Origin of the sequence: Micromonospora sp. CA-111912 (genome assembly GCF_050948415.1) — a bacterium.
Lineage (GTDB): Bacteria > Actinomycetota > Actinomycetes > Mycobacteriales > Micromonosporaceae > Micromonospora.
In genome coordinates this window covers 1807528-1824057 of record NZ_CP192007.1, presented here as the reverse complement: position 1 = coordinate 1824057, position 16530 = coordinate 1807528, and the positions used below count along the sequence as shown (strand labels likewise).

The 16530-nt window shown below is 73.1% G+C and carries 21 protein-coding genes; 10 read left to right on the top strand and 11 right to left on the bottom strand.

Annotated elements, in window-relative coordinates; genetic code table 11:
* Window positions 1-78 precede the first annotated feature (78 nt).
* Window positions 79-744 carry a potassium channel family protein gene (locus ACQPZO_RS08385; RefSeq protein ID WP_433348519.1) on the top strand — a complete coding sequence of 222 codons (666 nt, stop codon included), beginning with the start codon at window positions 79-81 and terminating at the stop codon, window positions 742-744.
* Window positions 745-746: 2 nt separating this feature from the next.
* Complete coding sequence (locus ACQPZO_RS08380) at window positions 747-1436, top strand: potassium channel family protein (protein WP_433348517.1); 690 nt, start codon at window positions 747-749, stop codon at window positions 1434-1436.
* A gap of 15 nt (window positions 1437-1451) precedes the next feature.
* Here the strand turns inward: ACQPZO_RS08380 and ACQPZO_RS08375 are convergent, their stop codons facing one another.
* The 4 genes from ACQPZO_RS08375 to dut all read right to left on the bottom strand — a co-directional run bounded on the left by ACQPZO_RS08375 (window position 1452) and on the right by dut (window position 3919).
* Entirely contained in the window at window positions 1452-2138 is a 687-nt protein-coding gene (locus ACQPZO_RS08375) for a DUF3159 domain-containing protein (RefSeq protein WP_396673334.1), read from the bottom strand.
* A 31-nt stretch (window positions 2139-2169) separates the two neighbouring features.
* Window positions 2170-2553: an OB-fold nucleic acid binding domain-containing protein gene (locus ACQPZO_RS08370; RefSeq protein ID WP_117666658.1), complete on the bottom strand. Its 384-nt coding sequence runs from the start codon at window positions 2551-2553 to the stop codon at window positions 2170-2172.
* Between the two features lie 159 nt (window positions 2554-2712).
* Entirely contained in the window at window positions 2713-3387 is a 675-nt protein-coding gene (locus ACQPZO_RS08365) for a DUF3710 domain-containing protein (RefSeq protein WP_433348514.1), read from the bottom strand.
* Window positions 3388-3412: 25 nt separating this feature from the next.
* Window positions 3413-3919, bottom strand: coding sequence for a dUTP diphosphatase (gene dut / locus ACQPZO_RS08360; protein WP_387016194.1), 507 nt, complete (start codon window positions 3917-3919; stop codon window positions 3413-3415).
* An 84-nt stretch (window positions 3920-4003) separates the two neighbouring features.
* Here dut and ACQPZO_RS08355 point away from each other — a divergent pair, with 84 nt between their 5' ends.
* Window positions 4004-4498, top strand: a complete 495-nt coding sequence (locus ACQPZO_RS08355) for a DUF3093 domain-containing protein (RefSeq protein WP_433348512.1) — start codon at window positions 4004-4006, stop codon at window positions 4496-4498.
* Between the two features lie 42 nt (window positions 4499-4540).
* Here the strand turns inward: ACQPZO_RS08355 and ACQPZO_RS08350 are convergent, their stop codons facing one another.
* Window positions 4541-5422, bottom strand: a complete 882-nt coding sequence (locus tag ACQPZO_RS08350; protein WP_433350879.1) for a hypothetical protein — start codon at window positions 5420-5422, stop codon at window positions 4541-4543.
* A gap of 263 nt (window positions 5423-5685) precedes the next feature.
* Window positions 5686-5982 (bottom strand): DUF4193 domain-containing protein, encoded by a 297-nt coding sequence (locus ACQPZO_RS08345; RefSeq protein ID WP_007075406.1) that lies wholly within the window; start codon window positions 5980-5982, stop codon window positions 5686-5688.
* 434 nt (window positions 5983-6416) lie between these two features.
* Between ACQPZO_RS08345 and ACQPZO_RS08340 the strand changes: the two genes are divergently transcribed.
* Window positions 6417-6932 carry a LytR C-terminal domain-containing protein gene (locus ACQPZO_RS08340; protein WP_433350878.1) on the top strand — a complete coding sequence of 172 codons (516 nt, stop codon included), beginning with the start codon at window positions 6417-6419 and terminating at the stop codon, window positions 6930-6932.
* An 8-nt stretch (window positions 6933-6940) separates the two neighbouring features.
* Here the strand turns inward: ACQPZO_RS08340 and ACQPZO_RS08335 are convergent, their stop codons facing one another.
* Window positions 6941-7759, bottom strand: coding sequence for an inositol monophosphatase family protein (locus tag ACQPZO_RS08335; RefSeq protein ID WP_433348510.1), 819 nt, complete (start codon window positions 7757-7759; stop codon window positions 6941-6943).
* Between the two features lie 682 nt (window positions 7760-8441).
* Between ACQPZO_RS08335 and ACQPZO_RS08330 the strand changes: the two genes are divergently transcribed.
* Window positions 8442-10022, top strand: coding sequence for an RNA polymerase sigma factor (locus tag ACQPZO_RS08330; protein WP_433348508.1), 1581 nt, complete (start codon window positions 8442-8444; stop codon window positions 10020-10022).
* A 245-nt stretch (window positions 10023-10267) separates the two neighbouring features.
* Complete coding sequence (locus tag ACQPZO_RS08325) at window positions 10268-10501, top strand: DUF7455 domain-containing protein (RefSeq protein ID WP_350885194.1); 234 nt, start codon at window positions 10268-10270, stop codon at window positions 10499-10501.
* Between the two features lie 151 nt (window positions 10502-10652).
* Here the strand turns inward: ACQPZO_RS08325 and ACQPZO_RS08320 are convergent, their stop codons facing one another.
* The 3 genes from ACQPZO_RS08320 to ACQPZO_RS08310 all read right to left on the bottom strand — a co-directional run bounded on the left by ACQPZO_RS08320 (window position 10653) and on the right by ACQPZO_RS08310 (window position 13504).
* Entirely contained in the window at window positions 10653-12386 is a 1734-nt protein-coding gene (locus ACQPZO_RS08320) for a DEAD/DEAH box helicase (protein ID WP_433348505.1), read from the bottom strand.
* Window positions 12387-12594: 208 nt separating this feature from the next.
* Entirely contained in the window at window positions 12595-13245 is a 651-nt protein-coding gene (locus tag ACQPZO_RS08315; RefSeq protein ID WP_433348503.1) for a trimeric intracellular cation channel family protein, read from the bottom strand.
* Window positions 13246-13285: 40 nt separating this feature from the next.
* Complete coding sequence (locus ACQPZO_RS08310; protein WP_161688218.1) at window positions 13286-13504, bottom strand: DUF3039 domain-containing protein; 219 nt, start codon at window positions 13502-13504, stop codon at window positions 13286-13288.
* A gap of 88 nt (window positions 13505-13592) precedes the next feature.
* Here ACQPZO_RS08310 and ACQPZO_RS08305 point away from each other — a divergent pair, with 88 nt between their 5' ends.
* Window positions 13593-14525 (top strand): pseudouridine-5'-phosphate glycosidase, encoded by a 933-nt coding sequence (locus ACQPZO_RS08305; protein ID WP_433348501.1) that lies wholly within the window; start codon window positions 13593-13595, stop codon window positions 14523-14525.
* Entirely contained in the window at window positions 14522-15421 is a 900-nt protein-coding gene (locus ACQPZO_RS08300) for a carbohydrate kinase family protein (protein ID WP_433348499.1), read from the top strand. Before ACQPZO_RS08305 ends, ACQPZO_RS08300 begins: the two co-directional genes overlap by 4 nt.
* Window positions 15422-15452: 31 nt before the next feature.
* Here ACQPZO_RS08300 and ACQPZO_RS08295 read toward each other — a convergent pair whose 3' ends face one another.
* Complete coding sequence (locus tag ACQPZO_RS08295; RefSeq protein WP_433350876.1) at window positions 15453-15809, bottom strand: DUF3099 domain-containing protein; 357 nt, start codon at window positions 15807-15809, stop codon at window positions 15453-15455.
* Window positions 15810-15914: 105 nt separating this feature from the next.
* Between ACQPZO_RS08295 and ACQPZO_RS08290 the strand changes: the two genes are divergently transcribed.
* Together ACQPZO_RS08290 and ACQPZO_RS08285 are read left to right on the top strand one after the other, a co-directional pair.
* Window positions 15915-16202, top strand: coding sequence for a hypothetical protein (locus ACQPZO_RS08290; RefSeq protein ID WP_117666624.1), 288 nt, complete (start codon window positions 15915-15917; stop codon window positions 16200-16202).
* 12 nt (window positions 16203-16214) lie between these two features.
* Window positions 16215-16526, top strand: a complete 312-nt coding sequence (locus ACQPZO_RS08285; RefSeq protein WP_433348496.1) for a hypothetical protein — start codon at window positions 16215-16217, stop codon at window positions 16524-16526.
* Window positions 16527-16530 lie beyond the last annotated feature (4 nt).

The following is a 16530-nucleotide window of genomic DNA, read 5'->3' as shown; positions in this document are numbered from 1 at the left end:
GACCAGGACGTGGCAGGCTCGCAGTCGAACAGGTCACCGGCGAGGCCGGGCGGGTGCGCGCACCTTGGGAGGGACACCGTGCATGTCGTGATCATGGGCTGCGGCCGGGTCGGGTCGACCCTGGCCCAGAGCCTGGAGTCCCGGGGGCACTCGGTGGCGGTCATCGACCAGGACGCCGACGCGTTCCGCCGGCTCAGCCCGAGCTTCGCCGGCGCCACCGTCACCGGCGCCGGCTTCGACGGCGAGGTCCTGCGGCAGGCCGGCATCGAGCGGGCGGACGCCTTCGCCGCGGTCTCCAGCGGCGACAACTCGAACATCATCTCGGCCCGGCTGGCCCGCGAGACCTTCGGCGTCTCCCGGGTGGCCGCCCGGATCTACGACCCGCGCCGGGCGCAGGTCTACGAGCGGCTGGGCATCCCCACCGTGGCCACCGTCCGGTGGACGGCCGACCGGATGCTGCGACACCTGATCCCCGAGGGCAACGTGGAGATCTTCCGGGACCCGACCAGCACCGTGTCGATCATCGAGGTGCCGGTGCACAAGGACTGGATCGGCCGGCCGCTGCGGGCCGTCGAGGCGGCGGCCGGCGCCCGGGTGGCGTACCTGTCCCGCTTCGGCATCGGCACGTTGCCCACCGGGTCCACCGTCGTGCAGGAGGGCGACCAGGTCTTCATGCTGGTCACCGACGACATCATGACGTCGGTCACGTCGGCGGCGGGGAGCCCGCCGGAAGGAGCGCACTGAAGATGCGGATCGCCATCGCCGGCGCCGGCAACGTGGGCCGCTCGATCGCCCAGGAACTGATCGACAACGGCCACCAGGTGATGCTGATCGAGCGTCAGCCCCGGATGCTGCGGCCGGACCGGGTGCCCGACGCCGACTGGGTGCTCGCCGACGCGTGCGAGCTGGCCAGCCTGGAGGAGGCCAACATCGCCGGCTGCGACGTGGTGGTCGCGGCGACCGGGGACGACAAGGTCAACCTGGTGGTGTCGCTGTTGGCCAAGACCGAGTTCGCGGTGCCCCGGGTGGTGGCCCGGGTCAACCGGGCCGAGAACGAGTGGCTGTTCACCGAGCAGTGGGGCGTCGACGTCTCGGTGAGCAAGCCGCGGGTGATGGCGGCACTGGTCGAGGAGGCGGTCACCGTCGGCGATCTGGTGCGGCTGATGACGTTCCGTCAGGGCGAGGCGAACCTGGTGGAGATCACCCTGCCACCGACCGCCCCGTACGTGGGGCAGCCGATCCACGCGGTGCCGATCCCCCGGGACGCCGCCCTGGTGGCGATCCTGCGCGGCAAGCGGGTGCTGGTGCCCAGCCCGGACGACCCGATCGAGGCCGGCGACGAGTTGGTCTTCGTCTGCACCGCCGAGGTGGAGGACGAGGTCCGCTCTGTGATCCTCGGCCCGGACAGCGTCGAGCGGACCCGCGGCGCGCGCTGAGCGGCCGGTCGCGGCTCAGGCCCCGGGCAGCGGCTCCGGTGCGGCGGCCTCGCGGGTCACCCGGCGCACCGTCCACACCGTGATCAGCAGCAGCAGCGCGTACGGCGGGTAGCCCAGGGCCAGCCGGGCGATGCCGAGGGCGGTGTCCTGGTGGGCGAGGTAGAGCCCGGCCTGCACGCCGACCTTGGCCAGCCACACCACGCCCCAGAGCACGGTCAGCTGGGTGAAGGTGCGCACCAGGCGCGGGTCGTCCCGCCACTCCGAGCGTCCCTTGGCCACCAGCACCGACCAGATCCAGCCCACCAGGGGCTGCCGGATCGCCGCCGACACGAGCAGGGCCAGCCCGTACCCGATGCCGTAGAGGATGCCCGGTAGGTAGAAGTCGCGTTCGTCGCCGGTGCGCCAGGCGATCGCCGCGCCGATGCCGATGCCGAACAGGCCGTTGACCGCGTGCCGCACCGGCCGGCGCTGGGCCAGCCGCAGCCCGGCGATGAGCAGGCCCACGGCCACCGAGGCGATCACCGCGGGTCGCAGCTCGCCGAGGATGTTGGCGATCACGAACACGACCACCGGGATGCTGGACTCGACCAGCCCACGCCAGCCGCCGAGCTGGTCGGCCATCTGCTCGGCGAGGCTCGGCAGCCGCTCGGAGTCCTCCGGGCCGGTCCCCGGTTCGGTCGTCCGGTGCTGTCCGGTGGTCATCGCGTCTCTCCCGTTCCCGGCGTCCGCGCCGTCACTTCGGCGACTCCAGCTCGTAGTACGGGTTGTAGATGACCTTGCGGTCGTCCCGCACCGCCACCCGTCCTCGGGCGGTCAGGTGGCGCCCCGGCTCGATGCCGGCGATGTGCCGCCGGCCGAGCCACACCAGGGTCACCACGTCGCTGCCGTCGTACAGGTCGGCCTCCAGGGTGGGCAGGTTGGTCCGAGGAGTGTAGACCACGGTACGCAACCTGCCGGTGACCGAGACCACCTGACCGCGCGTGCACTGCCGGGCCGGCGTGCCGCCGGACTGCGCGCTCTCCCGGCGCAGCTCCTGCGCCTCGATCTCGGCCTCGCTCGCGGTGAGCCGGTGCAGGAGCCGCCGCAGCGAGACCCTGCTGCCCTCGTCGGTCGTCATGACCTCCGCGTCACCCTCTCCTCCGCCGGGCGGCCCCGCGCCTGCCGGACCGTCCCGCCAGCGTACGCCGAGCGGCGGCCAGGGCAGACCACCCGGCCGCCCGGGACGGGCCGCCGGCAAAGCGCCGACGGGCCGGCCCGGGCACGGGCGGACGTCGGGTCAGGCCTCGATCGGGCCCGGGGCCCCGGGGCCGCCCTCGCCGGCCTGCTCGCCGGCCTGCTCGGCGACCTCGCGGGGCAGCCGCAGCGGCAGCGGCTCGCGCACCGGCTTGGCCTCCTGGCCGCGGTCGACGACCAGCCCGTCCAGGCACTCGGCCAGCGGGCCGGCGGCGGCCGGGTCGGTGGCGGCGGCGCCCTGGAAGACGCCGCGGACCATCCAACGGGGGCCGTCGACGCCGACGAACCGCAGGTCGGTCAGGCCGTCCGGGGTACGGACCCGGGCGCGCAGCTCGGGGCCGTACTCGCCCTGCACCTCCTGGGCGGCAGCGCCGTCGTTGAACAGGGACTGGCGGATCTCCTCGCGCACCTCGTCCCAGATGCCGTCGGAGCGGGGCGCGGCGAAGACGCCGAGCTGCAACGCGCTCTCGCCGTGCACGAGGACGACCTGCTGGATCACGCCCTCCGGGTCGGCCTGCACGCGGACCTCGACGTCGGCCACCGCCGGGATCTGGAGGCTGCCCAGGTCGAGCCGCTGCACCCCGTCCGGGGCCTCGGCGACGTCGTACGGGCCGCGCTCCGGCCCCGACGCCTCGGCGTCGTGCCCGTCCAGGACCTCGGCGGCCCGCTCGTCACGGCCCTGCCGACCGCCACCGGCCCGCTTTCGGGAGAAGATCACTGCGCCCACCCTCCGCTGTTCGCACTCACCCTGCCACCTCTTCCGACTGGCCGCTGGCCCGGTCCGCCGACGGCGGGACGAGCCCGGCGTGTCCACCGGTCGAGCCGTGCCCACCGGCGCCCCGCCGGGACGGCGGCAGCTCGGCCACCGGCCGGAAATCGACCCGCTCCACCCGCTGGACAACGAGCTGCGCGATCCGATCGCCACGGGAGATCTTCGCCGGTTCCTTCCGATCATGGTTGATCAGGTTGACGAGGATCTCACCCCGGTAGCCGGCGTCGACCGTACCGGGCGCGTTGAGCACCGTCACGCCGAGCCTGGCCGCCAGGCCCGACCGGGGGTGCACCAGGCCGACGTACCCCTCCGGGAGGGCGATCGCCACGCCGGTGGGGACCAGGGCCCGCCCGCCGGGGGGCAGCTCCACGTCCGCGGCGGCCATCAGGTCGGCCCCGGCGTCGCCGGGATGGGCGTACGCCGGCAGCGGCAGCCCCGGATCGAGCAGCCGTACGGGCACGGGTACGTCGTCGGTCACGGTCTTCCTCTTCCGTCCGGTTCACGGGGTGACCCTGCCATCCTGCCGGGTCGACCACCGGTCGTGCGCCGTACCCTTGCAGGAGTGAGCCGATCGCCGTCCTCGCCCCCTGCCACCGCCGTGACCACCGCCTATGCGGAACGTCTCAGCCTGCCCTGGTGGGCCTGGCTGGCCGGTCTGGCGCTCGGCGGCTTCTTCGCCCTGGAGCTGTGGTTGGGCGCCGACGGGGCGCGCGGCTGGCTGCCGTTCGTGGTGCTGCTGCCGGCGGCGGTGGCCGCCCTGTGGTGGCTGGGACGGATCCGGGTCGCGGTGGCCGACGGGGAGCTACGGGTCGACGACGCCCGGCTGCCGGTGCGGTTCGTGGCCGACGCCGTCCCGCTGGACGCCACGGGCCGCCGCGAGGTGCTCGGCGTCGGGGCCGACCCACTCGCCTTCGTGGTCCAGCGCCCGTGGATCTCCGGGGCGGTGCAGGTGGTGCTCGACGACCCCGCCGACCCCACCCCGTTCTGGGTGGTCAGCACCCGCGACCCGGTACGCCTCGCCGCGGCGCTCCTCGCCGCCCGCGACGCCGCCGCCTGATCCTGCCGGAGGACGCCGCCGCCTGATCCCGCCGGGGCCGGCTCAGGGCAGCGCGGGCGTGTTGCCGCCGCCGGGCAACGTCCGGCGCTGCCTGCGCAGGTCGGCACGGAGCTGGTCGGCGAGGGACCGGGTGGCCCGCCGGTTGAGGTAGCTGGCCACCGCCGCCCCGGTCAGGAACGGGCCGAGGGTGGTCAGGTTTCGGCCGAAGCGCTTGAGCAGGGTGTCCCGCAGTTCCTTACGCGCCGCCGTGCCGAGGACCGCGCCGACGCCCACTCCGGGCAGCATCGGGTTGATCCCGCGCTGGCCGGCCCAGGACTGGACCACGGCCACCGTCCGCTGGCTGCCGCCGGTGGGCAGCGGGGCGCCGTACACCTCGTGCAGCTCGCCGATCATCTTCAGCTCTACGGCCACGACCGCCACCGTCTCGGCGGCCAGCAGCACCGGCGCGGACAGGAGCGTGGGGGCGACCGTCCACTCCACGGCTGCGATCCCGCCGCCGGCCGCGCCGATCCCGGCGGTCGTCCGGGCGGCGTTGCGGATCAGCCGGTCGGCCAGCGCCTCGTCGTCCAGGCCCGGGAAGTGCCGACGCAGGGTGGCCAGGTCACGAACGGGCACGTGGGGGGCGACCTCGGCGACGGCGTCGGTCATCCACCGCACGGCGGCCGTCGGCTTGAACAGGTCGGCGAGCCCTCGGACGCGCACCTGCCCGACGAGCCGGGTCAACAGCTGCCGCCGCCGGGCCGGCTCGATGTCGTCGGCGGTCAGCGCGGCCACGGTGGCGCCGATCTCGGTCCGGCCGTCGTCCGGCACGTCGCGCCCGGTCCCGTCGCGCCGGTCGGCACCCGGTGCCGCCGCGTCCGGCCTGACCGCGACGTGCTCGGCCCCGACCGACCCGCCCCCGTCGCGTTCAGCGGCGTCGGGCATGGTCGGACCGGGCATGATCGGACCGCCGGTGACCGGGCCTCCGCCCGTGCCGTCGTCGCTGCGCTCGCCCATGCGCCGACCTCCCCGATGGGTGTGGGTGGAAGCTGCTGTGACGAGTCAAGCAGCTTCCCGCCACCGGCGCACGGCGGCGACACCGGTCGGTGAGGCTCCGGCGGGGTCAGCGCCGGCAGGCGGGCGGGAAGTGTCAACTCCCGAAGCGGCGGCCTCGTCTGGGAGGCCGCCGCCGGTGTCCCGAGTCAGGGTCAGACGCACTCTCGGCAGATCAGCTCGCCATTGCGCTCGACCGCCAGCTGGCTACGGTGGTGGACGAGGAAGCAGCGGGCGCAGCGGAACTCGTCCTGCTGCATCGGTAGCACCTTGACCGTGAGTTCCTCGTCGGCCAGGTCAGCGCCGGGCAGCTCGAAGCTCTCGGCGACCTCGGCCTCGTCGACGTCCACGGCGCCCGACTGTGAGTCGACGCGTCGGGCTTTGAGCTCTTCCAGGCTGTCCTCGCCGAGGTCGACCTCGTCGCGACGCGGGGCGTCGTAGTCGGTGGCCATCGGTCTCACTCTCCCATATCGATATGGTCGCTTCCGGTTGTAACGCCGGGCGACGCTGTTTCGGTTCCGTTGGCCGGCCACCATTTTGTGTCGGTCACCCGACCCGACGGCCGGTCAGGTCAGGGCAGCCAGAGAAGCACCCCGGCGAGCGCGGTACCTTACCCCCCTCTGGCGAGGCATGTATACCGCCCTCGTGGCTCAGATGTACGCCCCAGCCGTCGAAGTTGTTCCCAATGTGACTCAGGCGACACGAAGATAGGGGTAGTAGTACCCGCTTCCCGGTTGGCGCGCCGGCATGTCGGACTGTTTCCACGCGACGGCCGGACAACCGTTAACCTCAGCGGCGTACTCGACGGCCGGCGGGGCGGCCTGACCGCCGACGGCCGCCGCCACCCACCCATCGTCCGGGGAGCGCCCAGATGAGTTTTGCGCGAGTGCGAGCACTCGTTGTCGTCGGTCTGCTGGCGGTCGTCGCCCTGGTCTTCGTGGTCGTCGCCCTGGTTCGCGACACCCAGGGCGAGGCCGGACTGGCCGGCGGCTGCCCCGAGGGCGCCCCGCTGGCGGACATCAACCTGCGCGAGCGCAAGGACGTGAAGATCAACGTACTCAACGGCACAGACCGGCCCGGCCTCGCCTCCCAGGTCGCCGACGAGTTCAGCAACCGTCAGTTCCAGGTCAAGAAGTTCAGCAACGAGAAGAAGCAGATCGACGACGTCGCGGTGCTGCGGTACGGCCCGAAGGGCGTCGGCTCCGCGCACCTGCTGCGCGCGTACTTCCTCAACAACGCCGAGGACGGGTACGACGCCAAGCGCAAGGACGACACCGTCGACGTGGTGCTGGGCAACGGCTTCCAGCAGTTGGCCACCACCACCGAGGTGAACCAGGCCCTCGGCGACCTGGGCGCCCCGGTCGCGCCGCTCGGCTCGTGCCCGATGCCCGTCAAGAAGTGACCCGGCGGTCAGGGCCCGCCCGAGGCGTCCAGGTCGGCCAGCCGGTCGTGCAGCGGCACGAACAGCGCCGACGGTGCGGCGATCACCAGGTCGGGCCCGGCCGGTCGGCCACCCAGCCCGCCGACCCGAAGCCCGGCCTCGGCAGCGACCAGCGCCCCGGCCGCCTGGTCCCAGGCGGCCAACCCCTTCTCGTAGTACGCGTCCACCCGGCCCTCGGCGGCCAGGCAGAGGTCCAGCGCGGCGGCGCCCTGCCGGCGGATGTCCCGCACGTGCGGGATCAGCTCGGCGAGCACCCGGGCCTGGTGCGACCGCCGCCTCGGGTCGTAGCCGAACCCGGTGGCGACCAGCGCCTGGCCGAGGTCGGTCTCGGTCGAGCAGCGCAGCCGCTCCCCCGCACGCCAGGCGCCGCCGCCGACGGTGGCCGTCCACTCCTCGCCCGTGAACACGTTTCGCACCACCCCGGCGACCACCTCGCCGTCGACCTCGGCGGCCAGCGAGACCGCGCAGTACGGCAGCCCGTACAGGTAGTTGACGGTGCCGTCGATCGGGTCGACGATCCATCGCACCCCGCTGCTCGCCTCGCCGGCCGCGCCCCCGCCGTACTCCTCGCCGAGCACCGAGTCGTCGGGGCGGAGCGTGGCCAGCGCGTCGAGGACCTGCCGCTCGACCGCCCGGTCGGCGGCGGTGACCACGTCGGTGACGGTGGACTTGGTCGCGGCGACGAAGACCCCCTCGGCGCGCATCCGGTACGCGGTGTCCGCCGCATCCCGAGCCACGTCGATCGCGATTTTGAGAAGTTCCCCCGGCGTCGGCGTCGAACTGGTCATGGTTCGCTCCCTTCCCGCACGCCGGCCCGGGCGGATGGATGAAGTACGGGCAGAGGCCACGAAGATCAACGGTTGCCGACACCGTGTGACGTCCTGGAGGAACTGTGCCCGCTGCCTCAGATGCCAGCAACCCGAACCGCCACCAGGTCCGGCGCAGCTCCTCCACGGTCAGGGACCGGGTCGCGGACGGCGCCCGGATCCTGGGAACGGGGCCAGTTGCCGCGCTGTCGCCCACCTCGCACCTTGAGGGCAGAGTTTGACCGGCACGTCCGGTTGTAGTTGGTATTGTCCGCTAAGTGCCTAACTCCCCGGCCGTGGCGTCCGCGCCCGCCGCCGCCTCCGCCACTGCGGTCGACCCGCGAGCGTCGCGCCGACCGGCAGTTCGGGCGCAGCCGGCTCACCGCCGGCCTCGGCAGGCGGGATCCCCCGCTTGGCACGCCGGTATCATCCTTACGAAGTCCACATCTACGCCGAATCAGCGGTCCCAACCGCCGGTACGCAGTGCGGCGCAGGATGATCCCCGCAGACGGCGTTACAATTCACCCCTGCCCACGCGCCACGGACCGCCGACGACCGGCCGGCCCGGGACACGGGGGTCCCTCAACCAAATCGTCCGGCACCGTGTCCCGCGCTGCGCCGGACAACCCGGCCGTGCTCGCTTTTCGCCTCCGGAAGGTCATTCGTGACAGAACCCCGCCAGACCGGCGCCGACGTTCGCTCGCTCACCGACACCCTGATCGCCCACGCGCAGAGCGCCGGTGGCCAGCTCACGTCGGCCCAGCTCGCGCGCACCGTCGAGTCCGCCGAGGTGACTCCGGCCCAGGCCAAGAAGATCCTGCGGGCGCTCGCGGAAGCGGGGGTGACCGTGGTCGTGGACGGCTCGGTCGGCCCCCGCCGCCGAGTCGCCGCCGCCCGGTCGGCCACCCCGGCGTCCCGTGCCACCACCGCCAAGACCACCAAGAAGGCCGCCGCGCCGGCCCAGAAACAGGCCTCCGCCGCCGACGAGGCCACCCCGGAGCCCCGCAAGGTCGCCGCGCGCAAGGCCACCACCGAGGCGGTCGCCAAGGCGGCCGTCCCGGCGAAGGCCACGAAGTCCACCCGGGCCACCAAGGCGACCGTCGCCGCGGCCGCCGGCAAGCCCGCCGGCAAGGCCAAGGGCGAGGGCGAGATCGACCCGGAGGAACTCGCCGCCGAGATTGAGGACGTGGTGGTCGAGGAGCCGGCCGAGCTGGCCCGGGCCGCCGCGTCCGACGCCGCGAGTTCCGCCACCGACAACGACTTCGAGTGGGACGACGAGGAGTCCGAGGCGCTCAAGCAGGCGCGCCGCGACGCCGAGCTGACCGCCTCCGCCGACTCCGTCCGGGCGTACCTCAAGCAGATCGGCAAGGTGCCCCTGCTAAACGCCGAGCAGGAGGTGGAGCTCGCCAAGCGGATCGAGGCGGGCCTCTATGCCGCCGAGCGGCTGCGTGCCGCCGAGGAGGGCGAGGAGAAGCTCGTCCGCGACATGGTCCGCGACCTTGGCTGGATCACCCGGGACGGCGAGCGGGCGAAGAACCACCTACTGGAGGCCAACCTCCGGCTGGTGGTGTCGCTGGCCAAGCGCTACACGGGCCGCGGGATGGCGTTCCTGGACCTGATCCAGGAGGGCAACCTGGGCCTGATCCGGGCGGTGGAGAAGTTCGACTACACCAAGGGCTACAAGTTCTCCACGTACGCCACCTGGTGGATCCGGCAGGCGATCACCCGGGCGATGGCCGACCAGGCCCGCACCATCCGCATCCCGGTGCACATGGTCGAGGTCATCAACAAGCTCGGCCGCATCCAGCGCGAGCTGCTCCAGGACCTGGGCCGCGAGCCCACCCCGGAGGAGCTGGCCAAGGAGATGGACATCACACCGGAAAAGGTGCTGGAGATCCAGCAGTACGCCCGGGAGCCCATTTCGCTCGACCAGACCATCGGTGACGAGGGCGACAGCCAGCTCGGCGACTTCATCGAGGACTCGGAGGCCGTCGTCGCGGTCGACGCCGTCTCCTTCTCGCTGTTGCAGGACCAGCTCCAGCAGGTGCTCCAGACCCTCTCCGAACGGGAGGCGGGCGTGGTCCGGCTCCGCTTCGGCCTGACCGACGGCCAGCCGCGCACGCTGGACGAGATCGGCCAGGTCTACGGGGTGACCCGGGAGCGGATCCGGCAGATCGAGTCCAAGACGATGTCGAAGCTGCGTCACCCGTCCCGTTCACAGGTACTCCGTGACTACCTGGACTGAGCCCGCCGCGTCAACCAGCCGTGTCGGTTTGATCACCAGACGTACAACACCCGATGGTGATCGGCCGGTTGCACGATTGTGATCGTTGACGTGGCACCCTTGGTGCACGGCACACTGTTGCTGCCATGTGTGACCTCGGTCCCCCGCGGGCACACAGGGAAGGCAGGGCCCGAGTTGGGTGTTGCACGATAGGTGAGCAACGACCGAAGAGATTGTTCATCGGTGACGACCAGAGGAGGAAGGCGATGACCCCGACCCTCACGCCGCCGCACGAGACGGTGGCTCCCCCAGCCGCCGATGAACGGTGCGACCGCTGCAACGCTGCCGGCAAGCTCCGTATCACTCTGGCGGGCGGGAGCGAGCTGGTGTTCTGTGGGCACCACGCGAACAAGTACGCGGAGGATCTCGTGAAGATCACCGTGCGGTACGCGACGGACCCCGAGTTCAGCTGGCGTGGCGCCGATCTTATGGCGAACTGAGACCGCGTAGACCCCACACCGACATTGCCGGCCGGAGGTGCCCCACAGGGGCCCTCCGGCCGGCTTTTCGGCACTTCGGGCACCACTTCCGCCCAACCCGCCCACGGCCCCCATCGGCACCGGCGGAGCCCTCTGCAGGGGCCGGGGTCGGTCAGAGGGTCTGGACCGTGGCTATGCGTTCCTCCAGCTGCTCGATGGTGGCCTGGGCGCTCGGAGGGCCGCCGCAGAGGCGGCGCAGCTCGGCGTGGATCTTGCCGTGCGGCAGGCCCGTGCGGTGGTGCCGGGAGGCCACCAGGGCGTTCAGCTGCCGCCGTAGCGCCACCCGACGCTGGGCCGCGCTCATCGGCGGCGGGGGCGCCACCGTGGCCACCGGGGCCTGCTCAGCGGCCCGGTCGACGGCCCGGCGGCGCTGGGCCGCCAACTGCTCGGCCTGCCGCTTGGTGAGCAGCAGGGAGACCTGGTCGGCGGTGAGCAGCCCGGGCAGGCCCAGGTACTCCTCCTCCTCGGGGGTGCCGGCCTGGGCGGCGGTGCCGAAGGACGCGCCGTCGAAGATCACCTGGTCCAGCTCGGCCGTGGCGGACAGGGCGGCGAACCGCTTCTCCAGCTCCCCGCTGGCCTGGTCGTCACGCTGCGCGCGCTCCAGCAGGTCGTCGTCGAAGCCCTCGCGGTCCTTCGGCTTGCCGAGCACGTGGTCCCGCTCGGCCTCCATCTCGCTGGCCAGCCCGAGCAGATGCGGCACGCTGGGCAGGAAGACCGATGCGGTCTCCCCCGGGCGGCGGGCCCGGACGAACCGCCCGATGGCCTGCGCGAAGTAGAGCGGCGTGCTGGCGCTGGTGGCGTAGACACCAACCGCCAGCCGGGGGATGTCGACGCCCTCGGAGACCATCCGGACCGCGACCATCCACCGCTGCCCGGACTCCGCGAACGTCGCGATCCGGGCGGACGCGCCCTGGTCGTCGGAGAGCACCACCGTGGCCTTCTCGCCGGTCGTCTGCTCGATGAGGCGCGCGTACGAGCGGGCGGTCTGCTGGTCGCTGGCGATGATCAGCCCGCCGGCGTCGGTCATCCCGGCGTTGCGCAGCACGGTCAGCCGGGCGTCGGCGGCCCGCAGCACCTGCGGCATCCAGTCGCCGGCCGGGTCCAGGGCGGTGCGCCAGGCCTGCGCGATCAGGTCCTGGGTCATCGGCTCGCCCAGCCGGGCGGACAGCTCGTCCCCCGCGTTGGTCCGCCACCGGGTCTCCCCCGAGTACGCCAGGAAGAGCACCGGCCGGACCACGTTGTCGCGCAGCGCGTCGGAGTAGCCGTACACGACGTCGGCGCGGGAGCGGAGCAGACCGTCACCGCCCCGCTCGTAGGTGACGAAGGGGATCGGGTTGTCGTCGGAGCGGAACGGCGTGCCGGTCAGCATCAGCCGGCGCACGGCGGGCTCGAACGACGCCTTCACGCCGTCGCCCCAGGTCCGGGAGTCGCCGGCGTGGTGGATCTCGTCCAGGATGACCAGGGTGCGGCGGGTCATGGTGCGCCGCCGGTGCACCTGGGGCGCCATGCCGACCTGCGCATACGTGACGACGGCTCCGTGGAAGTCGGCGGAGGAGTGCAGATCGGCGTTGCGGAACGCCGAGTCGAGCTGGATGCCGATCCGGGCCGCGGCCTCGGCCCACTGGCTCTTCAGGTGCTCGGTGGGAGCGACCACGGTGACCGCCTCGACGGTGCCGTCGGCGAGCAGCTCAGCGGCGATCCGCAGGGCGAAGGTGGTCTTGCCGGCCCCGGGGGTGGCGACCGCCGTGAAGTCCTCGCTACGTCGTCGCAGGTACTCCACGAGCGCCTTGCGCTGCCAGGCGCGCAGTGGTGGAAACGTCTCGAGCGCCGGCGTCCGGGCTGCCACGCGTCAGGCTCCTCTCCGACCGCCACGACGGCGGACCCCGGCCGAGGGCCACGGGTACCGCCGCCCATGAAAAAGGCCCTCGCGCATCGGTTGCCGCGAAGGCCGAGTCAGCATAACCAGCGCGCGCCGGTCGGCCCAGGCGACGCCACGCTGGTCACATCCGCACCGCTCGACACCCCACCGAGGGCATCCCCGTCATCACCCTGAGTCAGAGGTGTGGGTCGCGGGTACCGGTGCGGGGCGGGCGGAGTGTGGCCACCGGGGCGGACCAACGCCGCCGCAGCGCCATCAGGCGCAGCGCGAAGACGAACACCGCCGCGGCGGTCAGCCCGGCAGCGCCGGCGTGCCCGGACGCGTGGAGCGCCGCCACTGCGATCGAGCCGGCGAGAGCCGCCACCGCGTAGATCTCCCGGCGCAGCACCACGGGGATCTCGCCGGTGAGCAGGTCCCGGGCGAGCCCGCCGCCGATGGCGGTGAGCATGCCGATGAGGCAGGCCCCGACCGGCGGGACCTGGGCGTCGAGCGCCTTGAGGGTGCCGGTGACGGTGAACAGCCCGAGGCCGGCGGCGTCGAGGACCAGCACGGTGGTGCGCAGCCGGGCGAACTGGGGGTGCAGCCAGAACACGGCGGCGGCGGTGACCGCGGCGGTGGCGGCGTACCGCCAGTCGGCGAAGGCCAGCGGGGGCGCCTCGCCGATGACCAGGTCGCGGAAGATCCCGCCGCCGAGCGCGGCGACGAAGCCGACGAAGGCGACGCCGAACAGGTCGAGCCGTTTGACCACCGCTGCGGAGGCGCCGGAGGCGGCGAAGACCGCCACTCCAGTCAGGTCGGCGAGGAGCAGGGCGGTGGAGGTGGTCACCGACGAAGGTTACGTGGGCGGCCGTTCCGGCCGCCCACGGTCACTCGCGCCAGGATTCGTAGATCTCCTTGCACTTCGGGCAGACCGGCGAGCCCGGTTTGGCCGCCTTGGTCACCGGAAACTTCTCCCCGCACAGTGCGACGACGAAGGTGCCCATGACGGCACTTTCGGCGATCTTCTCCTTGCGGACGTAGTGGAACATCTCGGGACCGGTGTCGGCGTCCTTCAGTTCCGGACGCTCAAGAACCTCTGTGCTCACGACTGCACCTCCAACTTTCCAGTTTGACAGGTCGGCCTGACCGGGTCCACCGCAGGCCACCCGCGCGCGAGCCCGTAACGTAGTAGATGTGAATAACTTCCACGTTCGTCTCGGCGCCGAGGTGGCAACCGCCCTGCGCGAGCACCGCCCGGTCGTCGCCCTGGAGAGCACCATTGTGTCGCACGGCCTTCCCCGGCCGGACAACTTGCGGGTGGCCCGCGAGATCGAGCAGACGGTACGCGACGCCGGCGCTGTCCCGGCGACCATCGGCATGGTCGCCGGCCAGCTGGTGGTGGGGCTGGACGACGCGGAGCTGACCCGGCTCGCCACCGTCGACGGGGTGAGCAAGCTCTCCGTCCGCGACCTGGCGGTGGCCGCCGCGACCGGGGCGGACGGAGCCACCACGGTAGCCGCCACCAGCGCGGTGGCCGCCGCCGCGGGAATCGGGGTCTTCGCCACCGGCGGGCTGGGCGGGGTGCACCGGGAGGCCGCGCACACCTTCGACGAGTCCGCCGACCTGGGCACCCTGGCCCGGACGCCGATCGCGGTGGTCTGCGCCGGGGTCAAGTCGATCCTCGACGTGGGGGCCACCCTGGAGCGGCTGGAGACCCTCGGCGTCGCCGTCGTCGGCTACCGCACCCGGCGATTCCCCGGCTTCTACCTCACCGACGCCGGGTTCGACCTGGACTGGTCGGTCGACTCCCCGGAGCAGGTCGCCGACGTGCTGGCAGCCCGGGTCGGGCACGGCGTGCACTCCGGCGGCCTGCTCGTGGCCAACCCGCTCCCGGTCGACGAGCAGCTCGACCCGGCCCTGCACGACCGGACGCTCACCGAGGGCCTGGCCCTGCTGGAGCGCGACGGGGTGACCGGCAAGGCCGTGACGCCGTACCTGCTGGCCCACTTCCACTCCGCCACCGCCGGCGCCAGCCTCACGGTGAACGTGCGGATCATCCTGCGCAACGCCGACCTCGCCGCCCGGATCGCGGTCGCCGCGGCGCACCGCGGGGACTCCGCCGCATGACCGCTCCGTCCCGCGTCGTCGTCGTCGGCGACCTGATCACCGACGTGGTCGCGGTGCTCGGCGGGCCGCTGGCGACCGGCTCGGACACCCCGGCCGCCATCCGGGTCGGCGGCGGCGGGCAGGCGGCCAACACCGCCGCCTGGCTCGCCGCCCAGGACGTCCCGGTGACCATGGTCGGCGCGGTCGGGGACGACGACGCGGGACGCGACCGGGTGGGCGAGCTGGAGCGCGCCGGCGTGGACTGCGCGGTAGAGCGGCACCCGGGCCGCGCCACCGGCACCGTCATCGTGCTCACCGGCGACGGGGAGCGCACGATGGTCACCGAGCGGGGCGCGAACCTGTGGCTCACCGCCGGGCACGTGGAGCGGGCCCTGGCCGGGGCGCCGGACGCGCGGCATCTGCACCTGTCCGCGTACACCCTGCTCGACGACGGATCGCGCGGGGCCGGGTTGCGCGCGCTGGCCGCGGCGCGCGAGCGCGGGCTCAGCATCAGCGTCGACGCGGCGTCTGCGGCGCCGCTGCGACGGGTCGGCGCGGCGTCCTTCCTGGCCTGGGTACGCGGCGTCGACCTGCTGCTGGTCAACGCCGACGAGGCGGCCGTGCTGGCCGGCGGGCTGGACCCGGCGGCGCAGGCCAGGGCACTGTCGGCGACGGCGAGGCGGGTGGTGGTCAAGCGGGGCGCGGCCGGGGCGGTCTGGGCCGACCGGACGGCGACGGTCAGTGTCGCCCCGGCGCGGCGGGTGGCCGTGGCCGACGTCACCGGGGCCGGGGATGCCTTCGCCGCTGGGCTGCTGTCCGCCTGGCTGGCCGGGGCCAACCCCAGGGAGGCGCTGGACCGGGCCGGCGACCTCGGCGCGCTGGCCGTCTCCACGGTCGGGGCCCGACCCGCCTCCTGACCCCGGACGCGCCGGGTCCCGGCCGGGCCGGTCAGGGCTCGGCGTCGATGACCTTGTACGGGCGCTCGTCGGCGGTCAGGCTCATCGGCGGGGTCTCGTCCCGGTTGCGGGGTTGGAACCGGTTGGCCAGCCGGTGCTGCTCCTTCGGCGGCCGGTCGTTGGCCAGCAGCACCGCCAGCCACGGGATGAGCACCATCCCGAGGCCGCACAGCGGCAGCCAGAGCCAGAGCATGGGGGCCTGCGCGCCGACCAGGATCGCGCCGGCGATCACGCACGCCACCCGGATGGCCATCATCACGATGTAGCGCCGCTGCCGGCTGTTGAGCTGATCGCCCTGGCTGCGGGCCGCGTCGGTGATCAGGATCGGTTCGTACGCCTGACGCTTCACCACGGACCTCCAAGAGGGACTGCCCCCATCCTGTCACTCCCGACCGATGATCAGCGAAAATCGGTTCTTTCCGGCGCGTGTTACGCGCGTGGTACGCTCCGCCTCGTGGGCAGCCGGTTCAGCTTCACCGACGAGGCGCTGGCCAACCTGCGCGTCTACGGCGTCACGCCCGGCGAGGTCTGGGAGGCGCTGCACAGCCCGCGCCGGGTCATCCGGCACCTCGGCGACGACGTGATGGTGGTCTACGCCGCGGCCCGCCACGGACGGCGGCTGGCGGTGCTGCTCGCCGAGGCCGACGGCGCCGACAACGACTGGGACGTCCTGTCCGCCCGGGAGCTGAGCGACGTCGAGGCCAAGCGCTACGACGAGGCCGTTCGCAGATCCCGTCGATGAGGAGGCGTGGCGATGAACCGTAACGACGCGACCAAGCAGTTCCACGGCGGCGACGACCGGCTCGCCGAGCTGATCGACTCCAGCCAGCCGGTGGAGTTGCCCGCCCCCGACACCGACGTGCCGATGGTCAGCCGCTCGGTGCGGCTGCCGCTGGAGACGTACGAGCGGGTGCGGGCCGCCGCCGACGCCCGCGGCATCGGGGTGACCACCCTGATGCGGCAGTGGATCGAGGCCGGCCTGACCGAGCTGGACGACTCGGCGACGGTCTCGCTGGCCGACGTCCGGCGCGCCCTCGCCGCGCTCTCCCGGCCCACCGCCGCCTGAGTCG

Bases quoted from the DNA above. Each gene is read 5' to 3' on its own strand.
- ACQPZO_RS08380 (WP_433348517.1), top strand. From the start codon at position 747: ATGCGGATCGCCATCGCCGGCGCCGGCAACGTGGGCCGCTCGATCGCC.
- ACQPZO_RS08375 (WP_396673334.1), bottom strand. From the start codon at position 2,138: ATGACCACCGGACAGCACCGGACGACCGAACCGGGGACCGGCCCGGAG.
- ACQPZO_RS08370 (WP_117666658.1), bottom strand. From the start codon at position 2,553: ATGACGACCGACGAGGGCAGCAGGGTCTCGCTGCGGCGGCTCCTGCAC.
- ACQPZO_RS08350 (WP_433350879.1), bottom strand. From the start codon at position 5,422: ATGCCCGACGCCGCTGAACGCGACGGGGGCGGGTCGGTCGGGGCCGAG.
- ACQPZO_RS08345 (WP_007075406.1), bottom strand. From the start codon at position 5,982: ATGGCCACCGACTACGACGCCCCGCGTCGCGACGAGGTCGACCTCGGC.
- ACQPZO_RS08335 (WP_433348510.1), bottom strand. From the start codon at position 7,759: ATGACCAGTTCGACGCCGACGCCGGGGGAACTTCTCAAAATCGCGATC.
- ACQPZO_RS08325 (WP_350885194.1), top strand. From the start codon at position 10,268: ATGACCCCGACCCTCACGCCGCCGCACGAGACGGTGGCTCCCCCAGCC.
- ACQPZO_RS08300 (WP_433348499.1), top strand. From the start codon at position 14,522: ATGACCGCTCCGTCCCGCGTCGTCGTCGTCGGCGACCTGATCACCGAC.
- ACQPZO_RS08285 (WP_433348496.1), top strand. From the start codon at position 16,215: ATGAACCGTAACGACGCGACCAAGCAGTTCCACGGCGGCGACGACCGG.